This is a genomic window from uncultured Massilia sp., from assembly GCF_913773735.1.
In the GTDB taxonomy this organism is placed as follows: Bacteria; Pseudomonadota; Gammaproteobacteria; order Burkholderiales; family Burkholderiaceae_D; genus Telluria.
Map to the genome: position 1 here is coordinate 38,899 of NZ_CAJYEB010000032.1, position 24,388 is coordinate 63,286.

Annotated in this window: 22 protein-coding genes; 15 read left to right on the forward strand and 7 right to left on the reverse strand. The window is 69.2% G+C overall.

The window, feature by feature from the left end; all coding sequences use genetic code 11:
* The first annotated feature begins 94 nt into the window (after positions 1-94).
* From recC to recD, 3 genes are read left to right on the forward strand one after another with little or no spacing between them, the layout of a single operon-like run.
* On the forward strand, positions 95-3,529 hold the full coding sequence (gene recC / locus QZ749_RS15740) for an exodeoxyribonuclease V subunit gamma (protein WP_296948791.1): 3,435 nt from the start codon (positions 95-97) through the stop codon (positions 3,527-3,529).
* Positions 3,526-7,173, forward strand: coding sequence for an exodeoxyribonuclease V subunit beta (gene recB / locus QZ749_RS15745; protein WP_296948792.1), 3,648 nt, complete (start codon positions 3,526-3,528; stop codon positions 7,171-7,173). Before recC ends, recB begins: the two co-directional genes overlap by 4 nt.
* The gene (recD, locus tag QZ749_RS15750) at positions 7,163-9,163 is read left to right on the forward strand and encodes an exodeoxyribonuclease V subunit alpha (protein WP_373896826.1); all 2,001 of its coding nucleotides are present in this window, start codon (positions 7,163-7,165) and stop codon (positions 9,161-9,163) included. Before recB ends, recD begins: the two co-directional genes overlap by 11 nt.
* Before the next feature lie 7 nt (positions 9,164-9,170).
* Here the strand turns inward: recD and motA are convergent, their stop codons facing one another.
* The 4 genes from motA to QZ749_RS15770 form a co-directional block, all read right to left on the reverse strand.
* The gene (motA, locus tag QZ749_RS15755) at positions 9,171-10,031 is read right to left on the reverse strand and encodes a flagellar motor stator protein MotA (RefSeq protein WP_296948794.1); all 861 of its coding nucleotides are present in this window, start codon (positions 10,029-10,031) and stop codon (positions 9,171-9,173) included.
* 125 nt (positions 10,032-10,156) lie between these two features.
* On the reverse strand, positions 10,157-10,699 hold the full coding sequence (locus QZ749_RS15760) for a DUF2939 domain-containing protein (RefSeq protein ID WP_296948797.1): 543 nt from the start codon (positions 10,697-10,699) through the stop codon (positions 10,157-10,159).
* Between the two features lie 100 nt (positions 10,700-10,799).
* Positions 10,800-11,744 carry a serine hydrolase gene (locus tag QZ749_RS15765; protein ID WP_296948799.1) on the reverse strand — a complete coding sequence of 315 codons (945 nt, stop codon included), beginning with the start codon at positions 11,742-11,744 and terminating at the stop codon, positions 10,800-10,802.
* Between the two features lie 360 nt (positions 11,745-12,104).
* Positions 12,105-13,112 carry a sulfate ABC transporter substrate-binding protein gene (locus QZ749_RS15770; RefSeq protein WP_296948800.1) on the reverse strand — a complete coding sequence of 336 codons (1,008 nt, stop codon included), beginning with the start codon at positions 13,110-13,112 and terminating at the stop codon, positions 12,105-12,107.
* Between the two features lie 184 nt (positions 13,113-13,296).
* Here QZ749_RS15770 and QZ749_RS15775 point away from each other — a divergent pair, with 184 nt between their 5' ends.
* From QZ749_RS15775 to QZ749_RS15805, 7 genes are all read left to right on the forward strand, one after another.
* Positions 13,297-13,824 carry a GNAT family N-acetyltransferase gene (locus QZ749_RS15775; protein WP_296948801.1) on the forward strand — a complete coding sequence of 176 codons (528 nt, stop codon included), beginning with the start codon at positions 13,297-13,299 and terminating at the stop codon, positions 13,822-13,824.
* A gap of 118 nt (positions 13,825-13,942) precedes the next feature.
* Positions 13,943-14,593 carry a DUF882 domain-containing protein gene (locus QZ749_RS15780; protein ID WP_296948802.1) on the forward strand — a complete coding sequence of 217 codons (651 nt, stop codon included), beginning with the start codon at positions 13,943-13,945 and terminating at the stop codon, positions 14,591-14,593.
* A 120-nt stretch (positions 14,594-14,713) separates the two neighbouring features.
* A complete protein-coding gene (locus QZ749_RS15785; RefSeq protein WP_307726666.1) occupies positions 14,714-14,986 on the forward strand; it encodes a DUF378 domain-containing protein in 273 nt (90 codons plus the stop codon).
* Positions 14,987-14,990: 4 nt separating this feature from the next.
* Complete coding sequence (locus QZ749_RS15790; RefSeq protein WP_296948803.1) at positions 14,991-15,467, forward strand: metallophosphoesterase family protein; 477 nt, start codon at positions 14,991-14,993, stop codon at positions 15,465-15,467.
* Positions 15,468-15,599: 132 nt separating this feature from the next.
* Entirely contained in the window at positions 15,600-16,085 is a 486-nt protein-coding gene (locus tag QZ749_RS15795) for a hypothetical protein (protein WP_296948805.1), read from the forward strand.
* Positions 16,086-16,182: 97 nt separating this feature from the next.
* Entirely contained in the window at positions 16,183-17,001 is an 819-nt protein-coding gene (locus tag QZ749_RS15800) for a transporter substrate-binding domain-containing protein (RefSeq protein WP_296948807.1), read from the forward strand.
* Positions 17,002-17,047: 46 nt separating this feature from the next.
* On the forward strand, positions 17,048-17,707 hold the full coding sequence (locus QZ749_RS15805; protein ID WP_296948809.1) for an amino acid ABC transporter permease: 660 nt from the start codon (positions 17,048-17,050) through the stop codon (positions 17,705-17,707).
* Positions 17,708-17,746: 39 nt separating this feature from the next.
* Here the strand turns inward: QZ749_RS15805 and QZ749_RS15810 are convergent, their stop codons facing one another.
* Complete coding sequence (locus tag QZ749_RS15810; RefSeq protein ID WP_296948951.1) at positions 17,747-19,375, reverse strand: electron transfer flavoprotein-ubiquinone oxidoreductase; 1,629 nt, start codon at positions 19,373-19,375, stop codon at positions 17,747-17,749.
* 233 nt (positions 19,376-19,608) lie between these two features.
* Here QZ749_RS15810 and QZ749_RS15815 point away from each other — a divergent pair, with 233 nt between their 5' ends.
* The 3 genes from QZ749_RS15815 to QZ749_RS15825 are packed head-to-tail and all read left to right on the forward strand — an operon-like array spanning position 19,609 to position 21,613.
* A complete protein-coding gene (locus QZ749_RS15815; RefSeq protein WP_296948811.1) occupies positions 19,609-20,385 on the forward strand; it encodes an SDR family oxidoreductase in 777 nt (258 codons plus the stop codon).
* Entirely contained in the window at positions 20,382-21,164 is a 783-nt protein-coding gene (locus QZ749_RS15820) for an alpha/beta fold hydrolase (protein WP_296948813.1), read from the forward strand. The genes QZ749_RS15815 and QZ749_RS15820 overlap by 4 nt, the downstream gene beginning before the upstream one ends.
* 29 nt (positions 21,165-21,193) lie before the next feature.
* Positions 21,194-21,613, forward strand: a complete 420-nt coding sequence (locus tag QZ749_RS15825; RefSeq protein ID WP_296948815.1) for a thioesterase family protein — start codon at positions 21,194-21,196, stop codon at positions 21,611-21,613.
* A gap of 119 nt (positions 21,614-21,732) precedes the next feature.
* On the opposite strand, the gene QZ749_RS15830 is transcribed toward QZ749_RS15825, so the two are convergent.
* Positions 21,733-22,293 (reverse strand): PAS and helix-turn-helix domain-containing protein, encoded by a 561-nt coding sequence (locus QZ749_RS15830; protein ID WP_296948816.1) that lies wholly within the window; start codon positions 22,291-22,293, stop codon positions 21,733-21,735.
* Positions 22,294-22,442: 149 nt separating this feature from the next.
* On the opposite strand from QZ749_RS15830, the gene QZ749_RS15835 reads away from it, so the two are divergent.
* Entirely contained in the window at positions 22,443-23,141 is a 699-nt protein-coding gene (locus QZ749_RS15835) for a CoA transferase subunit A (protein ID WP_296948817.1), read from the forward strand.
* Between the two features lie 18 nt (positions 23,142-23,159).
* Positions 23,160-23,810, forward strand: a complete 651-nt coding sequence (locus QZ749_RS15840; RefSeq protein WP_296948819.1) for a 3-oxoacid CoA-transferase subunit B — start codon at positions 23,160-23,162, stop codon at positions 23,808-23,810.
* 74 nt (positions 23,811-23,884) lie between these two features.
* On the opposite strand, the gene QZ749_RS15845 is transcribed toward QZ749_RS15840, so the two are convergent.
* Positions 23,885-24,286 (reverse strand): energy transducer TonB, encoded by a 402-nt coding sequence (locus QZ749_RS15845; RefSeq protein ID WP_296948821.1) that lies wholly within the window; start codon positions 24,284-24,286, stop codon positions 23,885-23,887.
* Positions 24,287-24,388 lie beyond the last annotated feature (102 nt).

A 24,388-nucleotide genomic window follows, 5' to 3' on the forward strand; every position in this document is an offset into this window, starting at 1 on the left:
CAGGGCGGCGCCATGCCGTGCCGGCCGCCTCCCGGCTCTACCAATCGGCGGCGACAAGGAGTATGCTTCCGGCATCCCATCGACGTCCTGCGCCATGCCATCCCCGATCACTCCCGGCCTCCTCATCCTGCACGGCAACCAGATGGAGCTGCTGCGCGCCGCCGTCTTCGACTGGCTGCGCCAGCAACCGCTCGGCCCCCTCGAGGAAGAACTGATCCTGGTGCAGTCGAACGGCGTGGCCGAGTGGCTCAAGATCGCGCTGGCCGAGGAGCTGGGCGTATGCGCCGCCACCCGCGTGGTGCTGCCGGCGCGCTTCCAGTGGCAGGCCTACCGCGGCATGCTGGGGCCGGAACGGGTGCCGCGCCGCTCGCCGTTCGACAAGGAGGCGCTGACCTGGCGCCTGATGCGCCTGCTGCCCGCGCTGCTGCAGAAGGAAACGTTCGCGCCGCTGCGCCACTTCCTGTCCGACGGCGACCAGGAACGCCGCCTGCAGCTGGCCGAGCGCCTGGCCGACCTGTACGACCAGTACCAGGTCTACCGCGCCGACTGGCTGGACGACTGGGCGGCCGGGCGCGACCAGTTGCGCCGCCCCGGCGGCGATCCGGTCGCGCTGGCGCCCGACCAGTGCTGGCAGGCGCAGCTCTGGCGCGAGATCCACGCCAGCATGCCGCAGGAGCGGCGCTGGTCGGGCCGCGCCACCATCCACCAGCAGTTCATGGCCGCCGTCGAGGACGGCCGCGCGCCGGCGCTGCGCCTGCCGCGCCGCGTGATCCTGTTCGGCATGTCGACGCTGCCCTACCAGACCATCGAGGCGATGGCCGGGCTGTCGCGCCATACCCAGGTGCTGGTGGCGGTGCCGAATCCGTGCCGCTTCTACTGGGGCGACATCATCGAGGGCCGCGACCTGCTGCGCGCCGCGTTCAAGCGCCAGCAGCCGCGCGCGGGCAGGGACCTGGCCGCCGTGCCGATCGAGGAGCTGCACGCGCACAGCCACCCGCTGCTGGCGAGCTGGGGACGCCAGGGCCGCGACTTCGTCCGCATGCTGGACGAGTTCGACGGCGACCACGGCGGGCGCTTCGGCAACCTGCGCGTCGACCTGTTCGCCGACGACGAGGGCACGACCCTGCTGGGCCAGGTGCAGGCCGCCGTGCGCGACCTGCTGCCGCTGGCCGAGCACCCGCACGTGGCGCCCGACCCGGACGACCGCTCGATCGAGTTCCACGTCGCCCACGGCGCCCAGCGCGAGGTCGAGGTGCTGCACGACCAGCTGCTGTCCTGGCTGGCGCAGGAGGCAAGGGAGCCGCTGCGCCCGCGCGACGTGGTGGTCATGGTGCCGGACATCGACACCTTCTCGGCCGCGATCCACGCCGTGTTCGACCAGTACCGGCCGGGCGATCCGCGCCGCATCCCGTTCCAGATCGGCGACGTCAAGGACCGCAGCGTGAACCCGCTGCTGGTGGCGCTCGAATGGCTGCTGCGCCTGCCGCAGCAGCGCTGCCGCCAGAGCGAGGTGCGCGACCTGCTCGACGTGCCGGCGGTGGCCGCGCGCTTCGGCCTGGCCGAGGACGACCTGGCCATCCTGGGCCGCTGGATCGAGGGCGCCAGCGTGCGCTGGGGCCTGGACCAGCGCCACCGCGCCGGCCTGGGACTGGGCACGGCCGGCGAACAGAATTCCTGGCTGTTCGGCATCCGCCGCATGCTGCTCGGCTACGCCACCGGGGCCGGCCCGGGCTTTCGCGAGATCGAGCCGTACGCGGAAGTCGGCGGGCTCGATGCGGCGCTGGCCGGCTCGCTGGCCGAACTGGTCGAGGCGCTGCTGGCGTGGCGCGACCTGCTCGACGCCAGCCTGCGTCCGCCGGCGTGGGGCGAGCGCGCGCGCGCCCTGCTGGCGCGCTTCTTCCGCGCCGCCGGCGAGGAAGACCGCCTGGTGCTGAACCAGCTGGAGGAAGCGCTGCAGTGCTGGCTCGAGATCTGCGAGAACGCGCCGTTCGACGAGCCGGTGCCGCTGAACGTGATGCGCGAAGCCTGGCTGCGCGAGCTGGACCAGCCGGCGCTGACCCACCGCTTCGTGTCCGGCGGCGTGACCTTCTGCACCCTGATGCCGATGCGCGCCGTGCCGTTCCGCGTGGTGTGCCTGCTGGGCATGAACGACGGCGACTTCCCGCGCCGCGCCCAGCAATCCGACTTCGACCTGCTGGCGCTGCCCGGCATGGGCCGGCCGGGCGACCGCTCGCGCCGCGACGACGACCGCTACCTGATGCTCGAGGCCGTGCTGGCCGCGCGCGAGAAGCTGTACGTGAGCTGGGCCGGGCGCAACGTGCGCGACAATACCGAGCAGCCGGCGTCGGTGCTGGTGGCGCAGCTGCGCGACTACCTCGCCGCCGGCTGGGACCTCGATCCCGACACGCTCACCACGGTGCACGCGCTGCAGCCGTTCTCGCGCCGCTACTTCGAGCGCGGCGGCCTGCGGACCTATGCCGGCGAATGGCGCGCGGCGCACGGCGGCGCGGCCCCGGCCGCGCAGGCGGCGGACGCCGCCCCGCTGCCGCCCTACGAACTGGAACCGGACGCGCGCCTGAAGCTGGGCCAGCTGGTGTCCTTCCTGAAGCAGCCGGCCCGGTACTTCTTCCGCCAGCGCCTGGACGTCAACTTCGGCGACGACGAGGCGGTGGGCGAGGACGAGGAACCGTTCGGGCTCGACGCCCTTCAGCGCCACGCCTTCGAGTCGGCGCTGCTGCGCGACGGCGGCGAGCCCGAGCCGCCCGGCGAGGTGCGCGCCGTGCTGGCCGAACGCGCCGCGCGCCTGCTGCGCCAGGGCGTGCTGCCGATCGGCGCCATGGGCCGGCGCCTGCAGCGCGACATGGTCGACGAGCTGGTGCCGGCGCGCCGCGCCTGGCTGGCGCTGGGCGCGCGCTACCCGCGCGCGGCGCCGAAGCTGGCGGTCGCGCTGGACCTGGGCGGCATCGTGCTGGACGACTGGATCGACCGCCTGCGTACCAGTGGCGGCGACGGCGCCGACGTGGTGTGGATGATGCAGACCTCGTCGAAGATCATGGACAAGAAAAAGAAGGGCGCGCTGCGCGTGGATAAACTGATCGCCCCCTGGCTGTGCCAGCTGGCCGCCTGCGCCGCGGGCACGCCGGTCACCGGCTACCTGGTGGCGCGCGACGCCGAAGTCGAGATCGCGCCGCTCGATTGCGCCGCCGCCCATGCGCAGCTGACGCGCCTGGTGGCCCTGTGGCGCGCCAACCTGGACGCGCCGCTGCCGGTCGCCTGCCGCACCGCGCTGGCCTGGCTGGCCGACGCGCGGCAGGCCGAGGGCGTCTACGATGGCCCCGAGTTCGCCGTCGAGGGCGCGCCGCCGCCGGAGCGCGACGAGGTGGCGCTGCAGCGCCTGTGGCCGGACTTCGCGGCGCTGTCGGCGCAGCCCGGCTGGGAAGCCACCGCCACCGCGCTGTACGGACCGCTGCTGGAGTGGGCCGCGACGCATGCGCGCGCCGTGCCGTTCGCCGCGGAGGACGCGGCATGAGCCAGTTGCTGCAACCCTTGACCTTCCCGCTGCACGGCTCGCGCCTGATCGAGGCCAGCGCCGGTACCGGCAAGACCTGGACCATCGCCGCGCTGTACCTGCGCCTGGTGCTGGGCCACGGCGGCGAGGACGGCGGCGACGGCGGCGGCTTCGCGCGCCCGCTGCTGCCGCCCGAGATCCTGGTGATGACCTTCACCCGCGCCGCCACGCGCGAGCTGTCGAACCGGGTGCGCGAGCGCCTGGTGCAGGCGGCGCGCCACTTCCGCGGCGAGGACGTCGACGCCGATCCCTACCTGGACGAACTGGCCGCCGCCTACGACGGCGACGCGCGCGCGCTGGCCGCGCACCGCCTGATGATGGCGGCCGAGACGATGGACGAGGCGGCCGTGTTCACCATCGACGCCTGGTGCCAGCGCATGCTGCGCGAGCACGCGTTCGACAGCGGCAGCCTGTTCGACGAGGAGCTGGTCAGCGACGAGCGCACGCTGCTGGAAGACGCGACCCACGACTACTGGCGCCAGCACGTGTACCCGCTGGCCGAGCCGGAACTCGACGCGCTGCTCGCCTGCCTGAAGGACGTCGGCAAGCTGTGCAAGGACGTGCGGCCCCTGGTCGCGCGCGCCGAGCGCCTGGGCACCGACGGCGAGGAGCCGCTGGGCGTGCTGGTCGCGCGCATGCAGGCGCGGCGCAGGGACGAGCTGGCGCGGCGCAAGGCCGACTGGGCCGGGCGCATCGACGCGCTGGAACAGTGGATCGCCGACCAGCGCGCGGCCGCGCCGAAGGGGTTCGACGGCCGCAAGATGGTCGCCCGGACGCTGGCCGGCTGGTTCGGCAAGCTGCGCGACTGGGTGGCCGACCCCGCGCTGGAAACGCCGCAGCTGACGGACAAGGCGTGGGAGCGCCTGTGCCGCGCCGGCATCCTGGAAGCCTGCAATCCGGGTTTCGAGCCCGCCATCCCGGCGGAATTCGACGCCCTGAAGGAACTGCAGACCCTGGCCGACCCGGCCCGGCCCGCGCTGCTGCGCCATGCCGCCGCGCGCATCGCCCGGCGCGTCGCCGAACTCAAGCGGCGCAACCGCCAGTTCGGCTTCGCCGACATGCTGGCGCGCCTGAAGGCGGCGCTGGAAGGGCCGAACGGGGAGGCGCTGCGGCGCCGCATCGTCGACCAGTACCCGGTGGCGCTGATCGACGAGTTCCAGGATACCTCGCCGGCCCAGTACCGCATCTTCGACCTGCTGTACCGGGTGGCGGACAACGACCCGGCGCGCGGCCTGTTCCTGATCGGCGACCCGAAGCAGTCGATCTACGGCTTCCGCGGCGCCGACATCCACAGCTACCTGTCGGCGCGGCGCGCCACCGCCGGGCGCCACTACCAGCTCGGCACCAACTTCCGCTCCGCCGCGCGCCTGGTGGCGGCGGTCAACCGGATGTTCCAGCACGCCGAGGGCGACGGCACACGCGCCGGCCACGCCGCCGGCGCCTTCCGCTTCCGCAAGGACGGCGCGAATCCGCTGCCGTTCGAGCCGGTCGACGCCGCCGGACGCAAGGAAACGCTGGTCGGCGTCGACGGCCCGCTGCAGGCGCTGGCCGTGAACGCCGCCGCCATCGCCTTTTCCAGCAAGTCCGCCTACACGGCGTTCTTCGCCGAGCACTGCGCCGAGCACATCGTGCGCCTGCTGGACGACGAGCACGCCGGCCTGCGCGCGCCCGACGGCACGTTCACCCGCCTGAAGCTGGCCGACATCGCGGTGCTGGTGCGCGACCGCGGCGAGGCCGCGGCGATCCGCCGCGCGCTGGACCGGCGCGGCGTGCGCAGCGTCTACCTGTCGGACAAGGATTCCGTGCTGGCCAGTCCGGAGGCGGCCGACGTGCTGCGCTGGCTGAAGGCGGTGGCCAGCCCGCTCGACGGCACGCTGGCGCGCGCGGCCTTCGCCAGCGCCACCTGCAACCTGCCGCTGGCCGAGCTGGTGCGCCTGGCCGGCGACGAGCAGGCCTGGGAGCGCCGCGTCGAGCAGCTCAAGGCGCTGCACGTGGCCTGGCAGCGCCAGGGCGTGCTGGCGATGCTGCGCCGCTTCATCCACGAACTGGAACTGCCGGCGCGGCTGCTGCGGCCGGACGTGCCGGGCGGCGAGCGCAGCCTGACCAACCTGCTGCACCTGGCCGAGCTGCTGCAGGAAGCCAGCCGCGAACTGGACGGCGAGCAGGCGCTGATACGCTGGTTCGGCGAGCAGCTGCAGGACGACGGCGAGGACGACGAACTGGTGCTGCGCCTGGAAAGCGATGCCGAGCTGGTCAAGGTGGTCACCGTGCACAAGTCCAAGGGCCTGGAATACCCGCTGGTGTACCTGCCGTTCGCCGCCAGCGCGCGCAAGGCCACCGCCACCAACCGCAGCTTCCTCGACTACGTCGACGCGGACGGCGAGCGGCGCCTCGACCTGCAGCTGGACGCCGCCGCGCTGGCCGCGGCCGACCGCGAGCGCCTGGACGAGGAAGTGCGCCTGCTGTACGTGGCGCTGACCCGCGCGCGCCATTTCCTGTGGCTGGGCGTGGCCGCCAGGGCCGGCAAGAACGGCAGCCTGCACGAGTCGGCGCTCGGCTGGCTGCTGGCCGGCGGCGCCGAGATCGCGCCGGAGGCGCTGGGCGCGCACTGGGAAGCGCTGCGCGGCGATGCCGATGGCATCGAAGTGCTGCCGCTGGCGGAACCCGACGGCGTCACGGTGCTGCGCCGCGCCGAGGCATTGCCCCAGCTGGAAGATGCCGCGCCGTACGCGGCCAGCTTCGAGCGCAACTGGGCGGTCGGCTCGTTCACCTCGCTGACCCGGCACACGGTGGCGGCGCCCACGCGCGCCCAGGAAGAGAACCTGATGGAAGAGGCCGAGCCGGGCACGGTGGCGCCGGCGCGCGCCGAGGACGCGCCGTGGCACCGCTTCCCGCGCGGCTCCACGCCGGGCAACTTCCTGCACGAGCAACTCGAATGGATGGCGCACGAGGGCTTCGCGCTGGCCGACGACGAGGACTTCCGCGCGCGCCTGGCCCAGCGCATCGCGCGCGCCGGCTGGGGCAACCGCGAGGCGGACGCGCTGGCCTGGCTGCGCACGGTCGCGACCACGCGCCTGCCACCGCTGGGCGCCGCGCTGGCCGACCTGGCGGCGCCCGTGCCCGAGATGGAATTCTGGTTCCCCAGCCACCGCCTGCAGCCGGGCGCGCTGGACGCCCTGTGCCGGCGCCACCTGCTGGGCAGCACGCCCCGCCCGGCGCTGTCGGGGCGCGAGCTGCACGGCATGCTCAAGGGCTTCATGGACCTCGTGTTCGAGCACGAGGGACGCTACTGGGTGCTGGACTACAAGTCGAACGCGCTGGGACCGGGCGACGCCTCCTACACGCGCGCCGCGATGGCGGCGGGCATGGCGGCGCACCGCTACGACATCCAGGGCGCGCTCTACCTGCTGGCCCTGCACCGCCTGCTGCGCGCGCGCCTGGGCGCCGGCTACGACCCGGCGCGGCAGCTGGGCGGCGCCGTGTTCCTGTTCCTGCGCGGGATCGCGAATCCGGCGACGCACGGCTGCCACCTGATCGAACCCGACCCGGCGCTGCTGGACGGACTGGACCGCCTGCTGGGCGATGGACGAGACCATGATGATTGACGAGATGACTGCCGGCGCCGCTGCCGCCGGCACGCGCGGCCCGTTCTGGGACGAGGTCGAGCGCCTGACCGAAGCGGGCGCGCTGCGCCGGCTGTCCGGCGCGTTCGCCCGCTTCGTCGCGACGCTGGGCGCGCGCGGCGGCGCGCATGACGGGACGCGCGACGGCGCGCTGTTGCTGGCCGCGCTGGCGCTGTCCGAGCTGGAAGGGCGCGGCCACAGCTGCCTGCTGCTGGCCGACCTCGCCGACGATCCGGCCGCGCTGCTGGGCTGGCCCGAGGAAGACTGGAAGGCGCTGGCGCAGGCCGCCCGGCCGCTGCCGCGCGGCGCCAGGGGCTGGAGCGCGCTGCTGGGCGGCTGCGAGCAGGTCTGGCGCACGGACGATCTCGACTACGGCCAGCCGCTGGTGCTGGACGACACCCGCCTGTACCTGCGCCGCTACTGGCGCGACGAGACCCTGGTGGCCGACTGCGTGCGCGCGCGCGCGCTGGCGCGGCGCGCGGTCGATCCGCTGCCGGTGCGCACCATGCTCGACATGCTGTTCACGTCGCCGCGCGCCGCCGACAAGGTCGACCGGCCGGACTGGCAGAAGCTGGCCTGCGCGGTCGCGCTGCGCGGGTCGATCGCCATCATCACGGGCGGCCCGGGCACCGGCAAGACCTACACGGTGGCGCGCCTGCTGGCGCTGCTGTTCGCCACGGCGCCGGACGCCGCGCGCCAGCGCATCGCCCTGGCCGCGCCCACCGGCAAGGCGGCCGCGCGCCTGAAGCAGTCGATCGACAAGGCGCTGGGCGAACTGGCCGAGCGCGTCGGCGGCGCGCTGCCGCTGCGCGAACTGGCCGGGCGCATGGGCGCCGCGCGCACGCTGCACAGCCTGCTGGGCGCGCGCCCGGACACGCGCGCCTTCGCGCACCACCGCGGCAATCCGCTCGACGTCGACGTGCTGATCGTCGACGAGGCGTCGATGGTGCACCTGGAAATGATGGCGGCGCTGCTGGACGCGCTGCCGCCCGAGGCGACGCTGATCCTGCTGGGCGACAAGGACCAACTGGCCTCGGTGGAGGCCGGCGCCGTGCTGGGCGACCTGTGCCACGACGCCCAGGCCGGCCGCTACGACGCCGTCACGCTCGACTACGCGCGCGCGGCCAGCGGCGAGACCATCCCGGACGCCTATGCCGGCGCCGGCGGTCCGCTGGCCCAGCAGACCGTCATGCTGCGCCACAGCCGCCGCTTCGGCGGCCCGATCGGCCGGCTGGCGCTGGCCGTCAACGGCGGCGACGTCGAGGCGGCCGGCGCGATCCTGCGCGCGGACGCCGCGGGGGGCGACGGTCCGCTGCACTGGATCGAGCACGCCCACCAGCAGCACGTGCTGCAACTGGCCGACGACGGCTATCGTCCCTACCTGGAACTGCTGCAGGCGGGGCCGGGCGCCGACTACGAGGCCTGGGTGTGCGCGATGCTGCGCCGCTTCGAGCGCTTCCGCATCCTGTGCGCCGTGCGCGACGGCGAATGGGGTGTCGAAGGCCTGAACACGGCGATCGAGCAGCGCCTCGGCCACGCCGGCCTGGTCAACCGCGCCGGCGACTGGTACGTCGGGCGCCCGGTGATGGTCACCCGCAACGACTACGCGACGCGCGTGTTCAACGGCGACATCGGCCTGACGCTGCCCGATCCGGACCGTCCCGGTTCGCTGCGCGTCTGGTTCCCCGAGGGCGACGACGACGTGCGCAGCGTGCTGGCGACGCGCCTGCGCCACGTCGAGACGGCGTTCGCGATGACGGTGCACAAGTCGCAGGGCTCGGAATTCGCGCACACGGTGCTGGCGCTGCCGAAGGAGGGCGGGGCCGTGCTGGCGCGCGAACTGGTCTACACCGGCATCACGCGCGCCAGCGAACGCTTCACGCTGGCCACGCCGGCGCCGGCGGTGCTGGGCGAGGCGATCCGGCGGCGCACGCACCGGGCCAGCGGCCTGCGCGGGATGATCGAGCGCTAGGCGCCTCCTAGCGCGACTTCAGCTGGCGCACGTGCCCCTCGAGTTCGGCGAAACTGGGACGCTCGGTGGCCGAGATCACCTTGCGGCCGAATTCCACGGCGATGGTGGGCGCATAGCCGTTCAGGCTCGCCAGCAGCGTCACCTTGATGCATTGCAGGGCCTTGGCGACTTCCTGGTGGCGGCGCTGCAGCAGGCTGGCGAGCGGCGCCACCAGGCCGTAGGACAGCAGGATCCCGAGGAAGGTGCCGACCAGCGCCGACGCGATCAGGCCGCCCAGCTCGGCCGGCGGCCGGCCGATCGACCCCATCGTGTGCACGACGCCCATCACGGCGGCGACGATGCCGAAGGCCGGCATGCCGTCGGCCAGCTTGTTGATCGCCTGCACCGGGATGTCGGCGTCTTCCTCGTAGGTGGCGATCTCGTTGTCCATCAGGTTCTCGAGCTGGTAAGCATTCATCGTGCCGGACACGACCAGGCGCAGGTAGTCGGTGATGAAGTCGAGCAGCTGGCTGTCCATCAGCACCAGGCGGTAGCGGTTGAACAGCGCGCTTTCGTAGGGCGCGTCGATATCGTTCTCGAGCGACATCAGGCCTTCCTTGCGCACCTTGGTCAGCACGTCGAACATCAGCGCCATCAGCGTCATGTACAGCTCGCGCGTGTAGCGCGAGCCGTGGAACAGCAGCGGCAGGCTGTCCCAGGTCAGCGCGATCGCCTTGCGGTCGTTGGCGATCACGAACGCGCCCATGGCGCCGCCGAAGATCATCAAGAGTTCATAAGGCTGGAACAGGGCGGCCAGGTGGCCGTCCTGCAGGACGAAGCCGCCGAACACGGCCAGCAAGACGATGACGAACCCCGCGAAGATCAACATGACAGCTCCTGCCAACTTTTCCAAACCGCAACTCTATCATTGTTGCCGTAAGGAAAGCAAAAAGCGGTCGTCCCGGCTTCGCCGCAAGACCTTGCGTGCGCGCAGGAAATGGGGCAGTGCTGCCGTCAGGGTTGCGCGTGCCGCAGCTCGATGCCGGACAGCTTCCAGCGCCACAAGCCGTCGCGCCGGAAGAGGAAACCGCCGCCGTCGGGCTGGTCCGATGCCAGAACGACCTCGTTCCAGCCGCGCCAGGACATGGCATAGCGCGGGCGCGCGGGCGCGCCGGCGCTATCCGTGGCGTGCCCCTGCGTCGGCACCTCGCGCCGGGACAGGTGGATCCTGCCGCTCTCCATCATGGCGATCACCCCGATCGGCGAGACGATGGCGTCGACCATCGGTCCCAGGAAGGCCAGCGCCATCGCCTGGCCGACGGCGGCGAAGGGATTGCCGTCGGCGCGTGGCCGGTCGCGGGCGATCGCGGCGGCGAGCTGGTCCTTCACGCTGGCGCGCAGGGCGGGGAAGTCGACGCGCCGGGACACGGCCTCGGCATCGTGGTCGGCGACGGCCGCGCGCAGCCGCTGCAGCTCCCAGTAGGGGCTGGCGACGAGGGAGGCGGCGAACAGGACGATGACGGCGGAGCCGGTGGCGAGGACGTGCGAGCGTTTCATGGTGTCATGGATAACGGAAACAGCGCCATGATAGCCGAAGCGCCCATGAAAAAAGCCGGAACGGTTGCCCGGTTCCGGCCCTGGTGCCAGCGCGCGACGCTCAGCGATGCTTGCGGCGGTGCGTGACGGCGGCTTTCTTGACGTGCGTCGAGCGGGCCGACGCCTTGATGCGGGTGCCGCCGGCCTTGGCCTTGATGCGCGGCCCGGCCAGGCGCGCGCGCGGCGCCTTCGGGGCGGCGGCGGCCACCGGGATGGTGTCGCCCAGCACGTGGCGGCGGATGTTCAGCGCGTCCAGGATGCGCACCGACGAGGCGCCGGCATTGAGCAGCACCATGGTCGCGTTCTTGCCGGCGGCCTTGACGCGCATGATCAGGCAGCGGCCCGCTTCCTGGGTATAGCCGGTCTTCGACAGGCCGATGTCCCAGCCCTTGGCGCCGACCAGGCGGTTGGTGTTGTGGTACTCGACCTGGCGACCCTTGATGTTGATCAGGTGGTCGGACGAAGTCGTGATGCGGGTGATTTCCGGGTAGTTCGACGCGGCGGTGGCCATCTTGACCAGGTCGGCCGCGGTCGAGCGGTTGTGCGGGCTCAGGCCGGTCGGTTCCTCGATGGCGGTCTGGTGCATGCCCAGCGCGCTGATCTTGCGCTTGACGGCGGCCTTGAACGCCTCCATGCCGCCCGGATAGGTGCGGCCCAGCGCAGCGGCGGCGCGGTTGTCCGAGGACATCAGCGCCAGCTGCAGCACGTCGCGGCGCGGGATCGAGGCGCCGACCGGCACGCGCGAGCTGCTGTGCTTGAGCGTGTCGACGTCGCTCTTGTCGATCTGGATCGGCTCGTTCATGTCCTGGTGGGCATCGAGCACGACCATGGCGGTCATCAGCTTGGTCAGCGAAGCGATCGGCACGATATTGTCGGCGTTCTTTTCGAACAGCACTTTACCGGTATCGTCTTCCACCACCAGCACCGATTGCGAACCGAACGGAACGGCGAAGGCGGCCGCGCTCGACATCGTCATCAGCACGGCAGCAATGAATTTCTTGATCATGGATGATTTATCTGGGTACGGTTAATGGTCGGGCGCCGGACGGCGGCGGAGCATCAAAACGTCAAGGTGACCAATAGCGACACGCTATGTGGCAAATTTATCGATCTTTTTGCGCTTTGGATGACCTACATCAATGTCTCCCAAAGGAAATCAAGACCACGAGCAAGATTCTACAAGAAAAAAAGGCCTCGCGTTGTCGCGAAGCCTTATTTAACACGGGTAATCCCCCAATACAGGAAATGGGAATCGTCAAAAAACGACTCAGCAGCGAAACCCGTTTTCATTCCCTGTATATTTGTACAGCCAATTCGACAATCATGAATGCATCGGCTGTATTTTTATACAGGTAAATATATCCGTTTATTTTGACTGGTAAATCTTGTCAAATTCGCCGCCATCGTCGAAGTGGCGTTTCTGCGCCGCGCGCCAGCCGCCGAACACGTCGTCCACGGTGAACAGCTGGATCGGCTTGTAGTTGGCCGCAAACTGTTTCATGACCTTTTCGTTACGCACGCGCATATAGTGCTTGGCGCCGATCGCCTGGCCCGTTTCGGAATACAGGAAGTTCAGGTAGGCGGTAGCCTGCTTGCGGGTGCCCTTGCGGTCGACGACCTTGTCGACGACGGCCACCGGCGACTCGGCCAGTACCGAGATCGACGGGTAGACCACTTCGAAGTTGTCGCCGAACTCGGCGCGCACCAGGTTGACCTCGTTTTCGAAAGTCACCAGGGCGTCGCCGATCTGGCGCTGGGTGAAGGTGGTGGTGGCCGCGCGGCCGCCGCCGTCGAGCACCGGCACGTTCTTGAAGATGCGGCCGACCAGGTCGCGCGCCTGGGCTTCGCTGCCGCCTTTCTTGACGACCGAGCCCCAGGCCGCCAGGTAGGTATAGCGGCCGTTGCCGGCGGTCTTCGGATTCGGGATCACCACTTTCACGCCCGGCTTGGCCAGGTCGGCCCAGTCGCGGATCTGCTTCGGGTTGCCCTTGCGGACCAGGAACACCATGGTCGAGTAATAGGGCGCGGCATTGTTCGGGAACTTCCTGGCCCAGTCCTTGGCGACGAGGCCGCGGTCGGCCAGCATGTCGATGTCGTTGGCCTGGTTCATCGTCACGACCGCGCCTTCGAGACCGTCGGCCACGGCGCGCGCCTGCTTGCTCGAGCCGCCGTGCGACTGCTTGATGACCACGGTTTCGCCGGTGGTCTTTTTCCATTCGGCGATGAAGGCCGGATTGACGTCCTTGTACAGTTCGCGCGCGACGTCGTAGGACACGTTCAGCAGTTCGACCTCGGCGGCCTGGGCGGCCGGCAGGACGGCGCTGCCGAGGGCCAGCGCCAGCAGCAGGCGGCGCAGGGGAGAAACGGATGCCATATTCTTCTTCCTTGTGTAAAGACTGATGGAAACGAGTTGCATGATCCGTTAAGGAATGGCAAAACAGAAGGACATTTTTATCATATGCTTAGACGCCGATCCTGATTGGGTGGCTGGACTGCAGACATGGCGGCTTTGGGTTATAGTCCGGCCTTGCCATTCACGTCGGACACACGCAAGACACATGGGTATTGAACTTCGCCAGGCGACACCGAACGACGCATCCGCCGCGTGCACGCTGCTGCGCCGCTCGATCGAGGAAGGTTGCGAACGCGACCATGGCGGCCGTCCCGAGATCCTGCAGGCCTGGCTTGGCAACAAGACGACGCAGAACGTCGTCGCGTGGTTTTCCTCGCCCAGCAATTTCGCCGTCGTCGCCGAGGCCGGCACGGGCGAGGGCCGCGAACTGGCCGGACTGGCGCTGCTGAACCAGGCCGGCAGGCTGGCGCTGTGCTATGTCCACCCAGCCATGCTGCGCAGCGGCGTGGGCGCCGCGCTGCTGGCAGCCGTCGAGGCCCAGGCGCGCGCGTGGAGCATCGGCAAGCTGCACATGCATGCCCCGGCGTCGGCCAGCGCTTTCTTCGAGCGCCATGGCTACATCAATGCGGGCAAGGACAAGGCCTGCTTCGGCATGGAGTGCGATTTCCTTTGGAAGCAGCTGGACGCCTGCGCGGCGCCCGACAGCAAGCGTTTCTGCAAATGCAGCCAGTAAGCCAGCAAGCCGGTCGGCAACCGTGTCGAACGTCGCAGAAACATGACGTAACGCGTGCTCATCTTCTTTCTCGTTGTCGCTTGCGCTATAGTAATCGAGTTTCAACGATGAGTAAGTCATGGCTTCCCGTAGAGATTTCATTTCCCGAGGCTTGCGCCTGACCGCGATGGGCCTGGTGGCCGTTCCGCTGATCGACACCAGGGCCGCCGGCGGCGTCCAGTCCACCCCCTCCAGCACCGAGCTGGAGCCTCCCCCCGACCTGTTCGACGCCCAGGTGGTCGACCTCGACTTCTGGGTCAAGCCGCGCACGCTGTCCGTGGTCCGCCCGGCCAGCGGCGAGCGCGCCAAGGTGCTGTACTGGAAGGACGGCGAGATCATCGATTCCGCCTACCAGGAACTGTGCCACGTGCTGCGCGACGTGAACGGCAAGGCCGCGATGGCGATCGACCCCAAGCTGTTCGAGACCTTGTGGGCCGCGCAGGCCTTCGTGGCGCGCTACGGCCTCGAGCAGCCGCTCGAGATCCTGTCCGGCTACCGCACCCCGGCGTCCAACGCGCGCCTGCGCGAGCAGGGCATCCCGGCGGCGCGCCAGTCGCTGCACATGTCGGGCAAGGCGGCCGACGTGCGCATCGGCGGCCTGACCGAGGAAGTGCTGGGCGGTCTCGTGCGCAGCTTCCGCCAGGGCGGCGTCGGCTTCTACTACCGCTCCGGCCCCAAGGGCGGCTGGATCCACGCGGACACCGGGCTGAACCGGACCTGGAAAGGCTGAGCGCGCGCCGCGTCCGGCATGCCGGGCGGCTAGGCGGCGCGCACGTCGCGCCGAATTTGCTATCGTGGTCGCGCAGCTTTCCTGGACCGACAACCTTCCTAGGAGGACATGATGGCAACCATGAACGCACCCACGATGGAACGGCGCCACCTGCCGGAACGGCGCGCCGCCGTGCGCGAGGGCAGCGCGGCGATGTCCGCGATCGACTACATCGCGATGGCCCTGCTCGTCGTCGGCGGCCTGAACTGGGCGATGGTCGGCCTGCTGGACGTCGACGTCGTCGCCACGCTGTTCGGCGCCGGCAGTCCGGCCACCCGCCTGGTCTATGTGCTGGTCGGCATCGCCGCCCTGTACTCGATCTGGACGGCGGCCAAGATGAGCCGCAGGCACTGACGGCTTGAAACGGATCGGCCTGCTCTCCGACACCCACGGCCTGCTGCGGCCCGAGGCGCTCGATTTCCTCGCCGGGAGCGACCACATCGTCCATGGCGGGGACATCGGCGGTCCGGACATCCTCGAACGCCTGGCGCGCATCGCGCCCCTGACGGTCGTGCGCGGCAACAACGATACGGCCGCCTGGGCGCTGGCGCTTCCCGAGACGGCCCGCCTCGACGTGGAGGGCGTGGCCGTCTACGCGATCCACGACCTCAAGGCGCTGGCGCTCGACCCCGTCGAGGCCGGCGTGCGCGTGCTCGTGTCCGGCCATTCGCACCGGCCGTCGTGCGTCGAGCGCGACGGCGTGCTCTACGTGAATCCGGGCAGCGCCGGGCGGCGCCGCTTCAGCCTGCCGATCGCGGCGGCCGAGCTGCTGGTCGACGCAGGGCGGGTCGAAGCGCGGATCGTGACGCTGGTCGCCCAGGGGGCGTCCGGCTGATCGTGTCCGCTCGCACGCCGCCCCGGCGCCCGCCTGCGCCGGGGCGACGGTTTTGCTGTCCCGAACTGGCCGCCGTCGGCGAAATACCGTAGCATGTGCGCCGTTTCCGATGAATCCCGCAGGCCCTATCCGATGACGCACGACCCTTCTTCACGCCAGCCAGACCGCGCCGACGATCGTACCGATGCGCGTACCGATGCGCGCACCAATGAGCGCGCCACCGACGGCGCCGAGCGCCCGCGCTTTCGCCCCGTGCCCTGGACGCCGCTCGAGACGCCGCAGGACGTCGAGCTCTGGATCGACGACCACAACCGCAGCATGCAGGAACTGGTGCGCCCGCAGGAGACGGGCGTCGGCGTGCGCTTCCGCCTCGCCGTCGGCGGCGACGTCTACATGCAGACGGCGGGCGATGCCGTCATCCTCGACGTGGAACCCGACGCCGGCTGGATCGCCCCGCTGATCATGGCCGCGACCGGCGCGGAACAGCCGGACGGGCATTACTGGATCCTGCCGGACGACAAGCTGGTGCAATTGCTGCTGGGCCTGTCGACGCTGGTCGAAAGTTCGCTGATCGTCACGGGGCACAATTTCGGCCGCCATGGCCGGCGCGCGTATTGACGGGCAGCGCGATATTTGTCGGTGACAACTTTTTCTTTGCGCAGCGCGTCAATGTGTTGTTAAATCAGGCTCTGATCACGCTTGGAGTCCCGACCCGATGAGAGACGCTGCATCGACCACGACGGCGCCGCGGCGCGCGCTGTTGCGCATGGCGCTGGCGGGCGCCGCCCTGCTGGGCCTCGGCCTGCCTGCCCATGCCGCCGACCTGCTCGACACCGTCAAGGCGCGCGGCACGCTGCGCATCGCCCTCGAAGGCACGTATCCGCCTTTTAATTTCCGCGACACCAAGACAGGGCAGCTGGCGGGCTATGACGTGGACGTGGCCCGGCTCGTGGCCGGCAGGCTGGGCGTCAAGCCGGAATTCGTCACCACCGAATGGGGCGCGATCCTGGCCGGCCTGGGTGCCGGCAAGTACGACGTCATCGTCAGCCAGGTGGGCATCAATCCGCGCCGCCAGCAAGCCTTCGATTTTTCCAGTCCCTATACCTATTCGTCGCCGCAGCTGATCGTGCGTAACAACGAGCGCAACGACTACAAGCGCCTGGAAGACCTGAAGGGGCGCAAGGTCGGCGTGGGGCAGGGTAGCGTGTACGAGCAGCAGGTGCGCGCCGTGCCGGGCATCACGGTGAGGAGCTATCCGGCCGCGCCGGAAAACCTGCAGGACCTGGCCTTCGGCCGCATCGACGCCGCGCTCAACGACGGCCTGATGGTCGCTTACCTGCTGAAGCATTCGCAACTGCCGATCCGCGCCGGCGCGCGCGTCGGCGCCGTCGAGCGCATGGGCGTGGCCATGCGCAAGGGCAATCCCCAACTCCTGGCCGCCATCGACAAGGCGCTCGCCGACGCACGGGCCGACGGCAGCCTGAAACAGATCTCGATGAAGTGGTTCGGTAGCGACGCCACCCGCGCGCCGTGAGCGCCCGCGTGCGCGCAGGCGGGCGGCCGGGAGCGCAGGCGGCCCGATGGATCTGAACGCGCTGGCGGACCTGGCGCGCGACGCGGGGCCGGTGATGCTCAAGGGGGCAGGCCATACGCTGGCGTTCGCCATCGCCGCGATGCTGGGCGGCCTCGCGCTGGGCATCCCGACGGCCGTGCTGCGCGTGGTGCCGTGGACGCCGCTGCGCTGGCCGGCCGCGCTCTACGTCAGCCTGTTCCGCGGCACCCCGCTGCTGGTGCAATTGTTCGTGATTTATTACGGCCTGCCGAGCGTCGGCATCGAATTCACGCCGCTGGCGGCCGGCATCCTGGCGCTGTCGCTGAACGCCGGCGCCTATCTGTCGGAAAGCCTGCGCGGCGCCATCCTCGGCGTGGGAGAAGGGCAGTGGCGCGCGGCGTATAGCCTCGGCCTGACCTGGTCGCAGGCGCTCGCCCACGTGGTGCTGCCGCAGGCGGCGCGGCTGGCGGTGCCGGCCATGAGCAATACCCTGACCAGCCTGATCAAGGATACCGCGCTGGTGTCGGTGATCACGATGACGGAACTGATGCTGGTGACCAAGGAACTGATTTCGGTGACGTTCCAGCCCCTGCCGCTGTACCTGGCGGCGGCCGGCATCTACTGGGTGCTGAGCCTGGGGTTCGAGGCCTTGCAGAGGAAGGCGGAGCAGCGTTTCCGAGGCAAGTAGGGTGGGCACCCCGTGCCCACCGTGCAAACTACCGACGCATCACATGTTCGGGTAGTTCGGCCCGCCGCCGCCTTCCGGCGTGACCCAGACGATGTTCTGCGTCGGGTCCTTGATGTCGCAGGTCTTGCAATGCACGCAGTTCTGCGCGTTGATCTGCAGCCGGTCGCGGCCTTCGTCGGTCTTGACGAACTCGTACACGCCGGCCGGGCAGTAGCGTTGCTCCGGACCCGCGAAGCGCGCCAGGTTGACTTCCACCGGCACGCTCGGGTTCTTCAGCGTCAGGTGCACCGGCTGGTCTTCGGCGTGGTTGGTGTTCGAGATGAACACCGAGGACAGGCGGTCGAAGGTCAGCTTGCCGTCCGGCTTGGGATAGGCGATCGGCTGGAATTCGGACGCCGGGCGCAGGCATTCGTGGTCGGCGTGCTTGTGGTGCAGCGTCCACGGGGCCTTGCCCTTGAACAGGATCTGGTCGATGCCGGTCATGACGGTGCCCAGGTACAGGCCCTTGCTCATCCACGGCTTGAAGTTGCGCGCCACGTGCAGCTCTTCCTTCAGCCAGGACTGCTCGAAGGCGGCCGGATAGGCGGACAGCTCGTCGAACTGGCGGCCCTCGCCCAGCGCCGCGAAGGCGGCGTCGGCGGCCAGCATGCCGGTCTTGATGGCGGCGTGGCTGCCCTTGATGCGGCTGGTGTTGAGGAAGCCGGCGTCGCAGCCGAGCAGGGCGCCGCCCGGGAACACGGTCTTCGGCAGCGATTGCAGGCCGCCCGCGGTGATCGCGCGCGCGCCGTAGGAAATGCGCTTGCCGCCTTCGAAGAAATGGCGGATCGACGGATGCGTCTTGTAGCGCTGGAATTCCTCGTACGGCGACAGGTAGGGGTTCTGGTAGGCCAGGCCGACGACGAAGCCGACCGCGACCTGGTTGTTTTCCAGGTGGTACAGGAACGAGCCGCCATAGGTGCTGTTGTCCAGCGGCCAGCCGGCCGTGTGGATGACCAGGCCGGGCTGGTGCTTGGCCGGGTCGATTTCCCACAATTCCTTGATGCCGATGCCATAGGTCTGCGGGTCCTTGCCCTTGGCCAGGTCGTACTTCGCGATCAGCTGCTTGCCCAGGTGGCCGCGCGAGCCTTCGGCGAAGAACGTGTACTTGGCGTGCAGTTCCATGCCGAGCTGGAAGGCGTCGGTCGGCTGGCCGTGGCGGTTGATGCCCATGTTGCCGGTGGCGACGCCCTTCACCGAGCCGTCCTCGTTGTACAGGATCTCGGCGGCCGGGAAGCCCGGGAAGATCTCGACGCCCAGGTTCTCGGCCTGCTGGCCCAGCCAGCGCACGACGTTGGCCAGCGAGATCACGTAGTTGCCGTGGTTGGTGAGCATCTTCGGCACCATGAACGACGGCGTGGCATAGGACTTGGTTTCGGTCAGGAACAGCACGCGGTCTTCGCTGACCGGGGTGTTCAGCGGCGCGCCCAGCTCCTTCCAGTTCGGGAACAGTTCGTCCAGCGCGATCGGGTCCATCACGGCGCCGGACAGGATGTGCGCGCCCAGTTCGCCGCCTTTTTCCAGCACGCAGACCGACACCTCCCGGCCCGTCTCGGCGGCCAGCTGCTTGAGGCGGATCGCGGCGGACAGGCCGGCCGGGCCGCCGCCGACGATCACCACGTCGTATTCCATCGCTTCGCGGGGGCCGTATTCTTCGAGGATGCTATTGGTCATTGTTGTAATATATGTTTAAAAAATTTAAGCACGAGTGTGCACTTTTTTGCGCTTGTTGGCAACGGGCGTGCGCCATTGTAGGGCAACTATTAGACGCGGCAATCTAATCGGCGTGAATTTGGTGAAGTGTGTAATGATTATGTCTTCGCAACAGAATATAGTTCGGGCGCATTCGCGTAGAGGAGTCAAACGTGGGGATTGAAGTCAACTTCGAAGGCAAGATCGCGATGGTCACCGGCGCGTCCAGCGGGCTGGGCGCGCGCTTCGCCAAGGCCCTGGCGGGCGCGGGCGCCCAGGTCGTGCTGGCGTCGCGCCGCCTCGAGCGCCTGAAGGAATTGCGCGCCGAGATCGAGGCCGACGGCGGCGCCGCCCACGTCGTGTCGCTCGACGTGACCGACCTGTCCAGCATCAAGGCGGCGATCGCGCATGCCGAGACGGAGGCCGGCCCGATCGACATCCTGGTCAACAATTCCGGCGTGTCGACGACGCAGCGCCTGCTCGACGTGACCGAGGACGACTACGGCTACGTGATGGACACCAACCTGCGCGGCGCCTTCTTCATGGCCCAGCAGACGGCCAAGCGCATGATCCAGCGCGCCAAGGGCGACCCCAAGAAGCAGCACCGCATCGTCAACATCGCCTCCGTGGCCGGCCTGCGCGTGCTGCCGCAGATCGGCGTGTACTGCATGAGCAAGGCGGGCGTGGTCCAGATGACCAAGGCGATGGCGGTGGAATGGGGCCGCTACGGCATCAACGTCAACGCCATCTGTCCCGGCTACATCGCCACCGAGATGAACGAGGATTATTTCGAGACCGAGCAGGGCAAGCGCCTGATCGACATGCTGCCGCGCCGCCGCACCGGCCGCCCGGAAGACCTGGACGGCCTGCTGCTGCTGCTCGCGGCCGAGGAGGCGCACTTCATCAACGGCGCCATCATCACTGCCGACGACGGCATGACCGCGCAATGACTTCCCGAAGTCCTGCGCGAAGTCCGCGACCGCGCCTGGTCGTCGTCCACGGCCTGCTCGGTTCGATCGCCGGACTGGAACTCGAGCGCTACCTGCCGGACGTCGACCTCTACCATCCCGACCTGACCGGCTACGGGCGCCACCGCGACGAGCGGCAGGGCATCGACCTGGCCAGCCAGGCGCGCGCGCTGGAGCGCATGCTGCGCGACGAGATCGGCGAGCCGGTCTGGCTGCTGGGCCACAGCACCGGCGGCGTGATCGCGATGCTGGTCGCCGACGCCGTGCCAGAACTGGTGCGCGGCCTGATCGACGTCGAGGGCAATTTCACGCTGAAGGATGCGTTCTGGTGCAGCCGCATCGCGCCGCAGCTCGACGCCGACTGGGCCGCGGAATACGGCGCCATGGAAGACGCGCCGGGCGCCTGGCTGGAAGGCATCGGCATCGAGGCCAGCGACGAGCGCGTCGGCTGGACCCGCGCCATGCTGGCCAACCAGCCCTACACGACGGTGCAGGAACTGGCGCGCTCGGTGCTGGACGTGACCGGCGCGCCCGACTACCTCGACACCGTGCGCCGCGTGCTGGAGCGCGGCACGCCGGTCTGGCTGGTGGGCGGCGAGCAGTCCGCGGCCGGCTGGGACGTGCCCGACTGGGTGATGGCCGACGCCTGCGGCATCCGCATCCAGCCCAAGGCCGGCCACATGATGATGCTGGACGATCCACGGGCGTTCTGCGCCATCGTCGGCGACATCCTGCAGGAATCCGGCGACGACGCCGGCTGACACGATTTTTCAACGAAGCAAAGCAAGCGATGAGTCAAAAGAAGTTGGTTCACACGATGCGCCAGCCCATCCGCTGGGGCGACATGGACGCGCTGGGGCACGTCAACAACACGGTCTATTTCCGCTACATGGAAAGCGCCCGCATCGCCTTCCTCGAAGAGGGCGCGGGCCATATCGATCCGGCGGGCGAGGGCCCGGTGATCGTCACCGCCTACTGCACCTTCCTCAAGCAGCTGACCTATCCGGGCGACATCGAGGTGCGCACCTTCGCCGGCGTGCCGGGACGCTCGAGCGTCGAGATCACGCACGAGATCCGCCTGGTCGATGCCGACGGCAAGGCCGAGGTCGTGCATGCCGAGGGCGGCGCCAAGGTGGTCTGGGTGAATTTCGCGGCGGAGAAGTCGGTGCCGTTGCCGGCGCATTTCAAGGCCTTGCTGCCGGCCGAGTGAACGACATGCAGGGTGCGCACGGGGTGCGCACCCTACGATTCGACCCTGGCGTCAATTCGACCCCGGCCTCAAACGGCGCCGTAGGGTGCGCTCCCCGAGCGCACCAGCCCCGGCCGCGCTCAGCGCGTGACGCCCACCAGCTTGTGCACTAGCTCCGACGAGGTCGAGGCCGCGAACTTGCGCATCAGCTTGGCCCGGTGCATTTCCACCGTGCGCGGCGACAGGTCGGTCTCGCGCGCGATCACCTTGCTGGTCTTGCCCTCCACCAGCAGCGCGGCGATCTCGCGCTCGCGCGGGGTCAGTTCGGCCGTCACCGGGCGCTTCTCGCTGACGTCCTCGAAGGTCCAGACGCCGGCGCCCAGCGGTTCCCTGGGGTCGAGCGCGCGGCCCGTCACGTGGCACCAGAACAGCTCGCCGTCGCCGCGGCGCATGATGCGCTCGTCGGAGTAGCGGCCCTTCGCGTTCATGATCGGGACGATGCGGTCGCCCGTGCGCAGGAACTCGTCCATCGTGGGGTAGAGCACGGCGAAGGACTGGCCGTCCAGTCGTGCCCGCTCATAGCCGAACATCGCGGCGAGCGCATGGTTGCAGGACTGGATGACGCGGTTCACCGACACGCACATGCCGACTGGCGCGTGCTGGAAAATCATCTCGTAGTCGATGGCGTATGATGCGTTCATCTGGTGCAAATGGCTGTCTCCGCTGGGATCCGCTTCGGCGCTGTTGCCGGTATTTCTACGGTATTGTGCTTTGAAGGGGGCTATTCTATGCTGGGATTCTACTCTGCGGTACAGAAAGAGCTCATTGCTTAACTATTCAAGGGACGGGTATGAACAAAGTGTATCCTGATGCGCGCTCCGCACTCGACGGCGTGGTAAAGGACGGCCAGACGATCGCCGTCGGCGGCTTCGGCCTGTGCGGGATTCCGGAGGCGCTGATCCTGGCGCTGCGCGATTCCGGCGTCAAGGACCTGACGGCCATCTCCAACAATGCCGGCGTCGACGACTTCGGCCTGGGCCAATTGCTGACGACGCGTCAGATCAAGAAGATGATCGCCTCCTACGTGGGCGAGAACAAGGAATTCGCGCGCCAGTACCTGGCCGGCGAACTGGAACTGGAATTCACGCCGCAGGGCACGCTGGCCGAGAAGCTGCGCGCCGGCGGCGCCGGCATCCCGGCGTTCTTCACCAAGACCGGCTACGGCACCATCGTCGCCGAGGGCAAGGAAACCCGCGAATTCGACGGCGAGATGTACGTGATGGAACGCGCGCTGGTGCCGGACGTCTCGCTGGTCAAGGCCTACATGGCCGACCGCGCCGGCAACCTGGTGTTCCGCAAGACGGCGCGCAACTTCAATCCGAACGTCGCCACCGCCGGCAAGGTCTGCATCGTGGAAGTCGAGAAGCTGGTCGAGATCGGCGAGATCGATCCGGACCAGGTGCACACCCCGAGCATCTTCGTGCACCGCATCGTTCACAACCCCTCGCCGGAAAAGCGCATCGAGCAGCGCACCGTGCGCCAAGCCTGAGACAGGACGGAGACAACCATGGCATGGACTCGTGATGAAATGGCCGCGCGCGCGGCGAAGGAACTGCAGGACGGCTTCTACGTGAACCTCGGCATCGGCCTGCCGACGCTGGTGGCGAACTACGTCCCGAACGATATCGAGGTGTTCCTGCAATCCGAAAACGGCTTGCTGGGCATCGGCCCGTTCCCGACGGACGACGCGGTGGACGCCGACCTGATCAACGCCGGCAAGCAGACCGTCACGGCGCTGCCGGGCGCCGCCTACTTCAGCTCGGCCGATTCCTTCGGCATGATCCGCGGCGGCAAGATCAATCTCGCCATCCTGGGCGCGATGCAGGTGTCCGAGCGCGGCGACCTCGCCAACTGGATGATCCCGGGCAAGATGGTCAAGGGCATGGGTGGCGCGATGGACCTCGTGGCCGGCGTCAAGCGCGTCGTCGTCGTGATGGAACACGTGGCGACCGCGAAGGACGGTTCCGTCTCGCACAAGATCCTCAAGAAGTGCGATTTGCCGCTGACCGGCGTGGGCGTGGTCGACCGCATCATCACGGACCTGGGCGTGATCGACGTGACGGAGACCGGTTTGAAGTTGGTGGAACTGGCGCCGGGCGTGAGCAAGGAAGAGGTGGTGCAGGCGACGTCTGCCGAACTGGACGTCACCGCCCTCTGAGGCCGTCCGGAGGCGGCGTGGCCGCCTTCGCACGCACCGCGCCGCCGGCATGCGCCGGCCGCGCGGTGTTTTTCTTACTGCAACGTCCAGACGTACTGGACCTTGGTCCACGCCTCGACCGGCTTGCCGCCCTCGCGGGCCGGCTTGAACCGGCATCGTTCCAGCGCCGTGCGGGCGGCTTCGTCCATGCTGGCGTAGCCGCTGGACTTGTCGACCTTCGATTGCTTGACGGCGCCGTCCGCGGCGACCAGGAAGCCCAGCGTGACCGTGCCCTGGTGGCCGGCCTTCACGTCGGCATCCGGATAGTGGGGCCTGGCGCAACTGCCGAAATCGGCTACCGCGGCCTGGTCGGTGGCGGCATGCGCCGATGCGCCCAGCGATTGGCAGGCGGACAGCAGGCAGGCGGACAGCAGGCAGGCGGACAGCAGGCCGGCCGCCGCGCGGGCCGGGCGGATCGATCGTTTGGCTTGGAACATGGTCTTCTCCTTGGTTGAATGCCGTCCCGCCCGGCTGCACGGTGCACAGGGGCGTGACGAGGCCGGCGCGGTGCGCCGGGGTGAACGGGGTTGAGGGAAGCG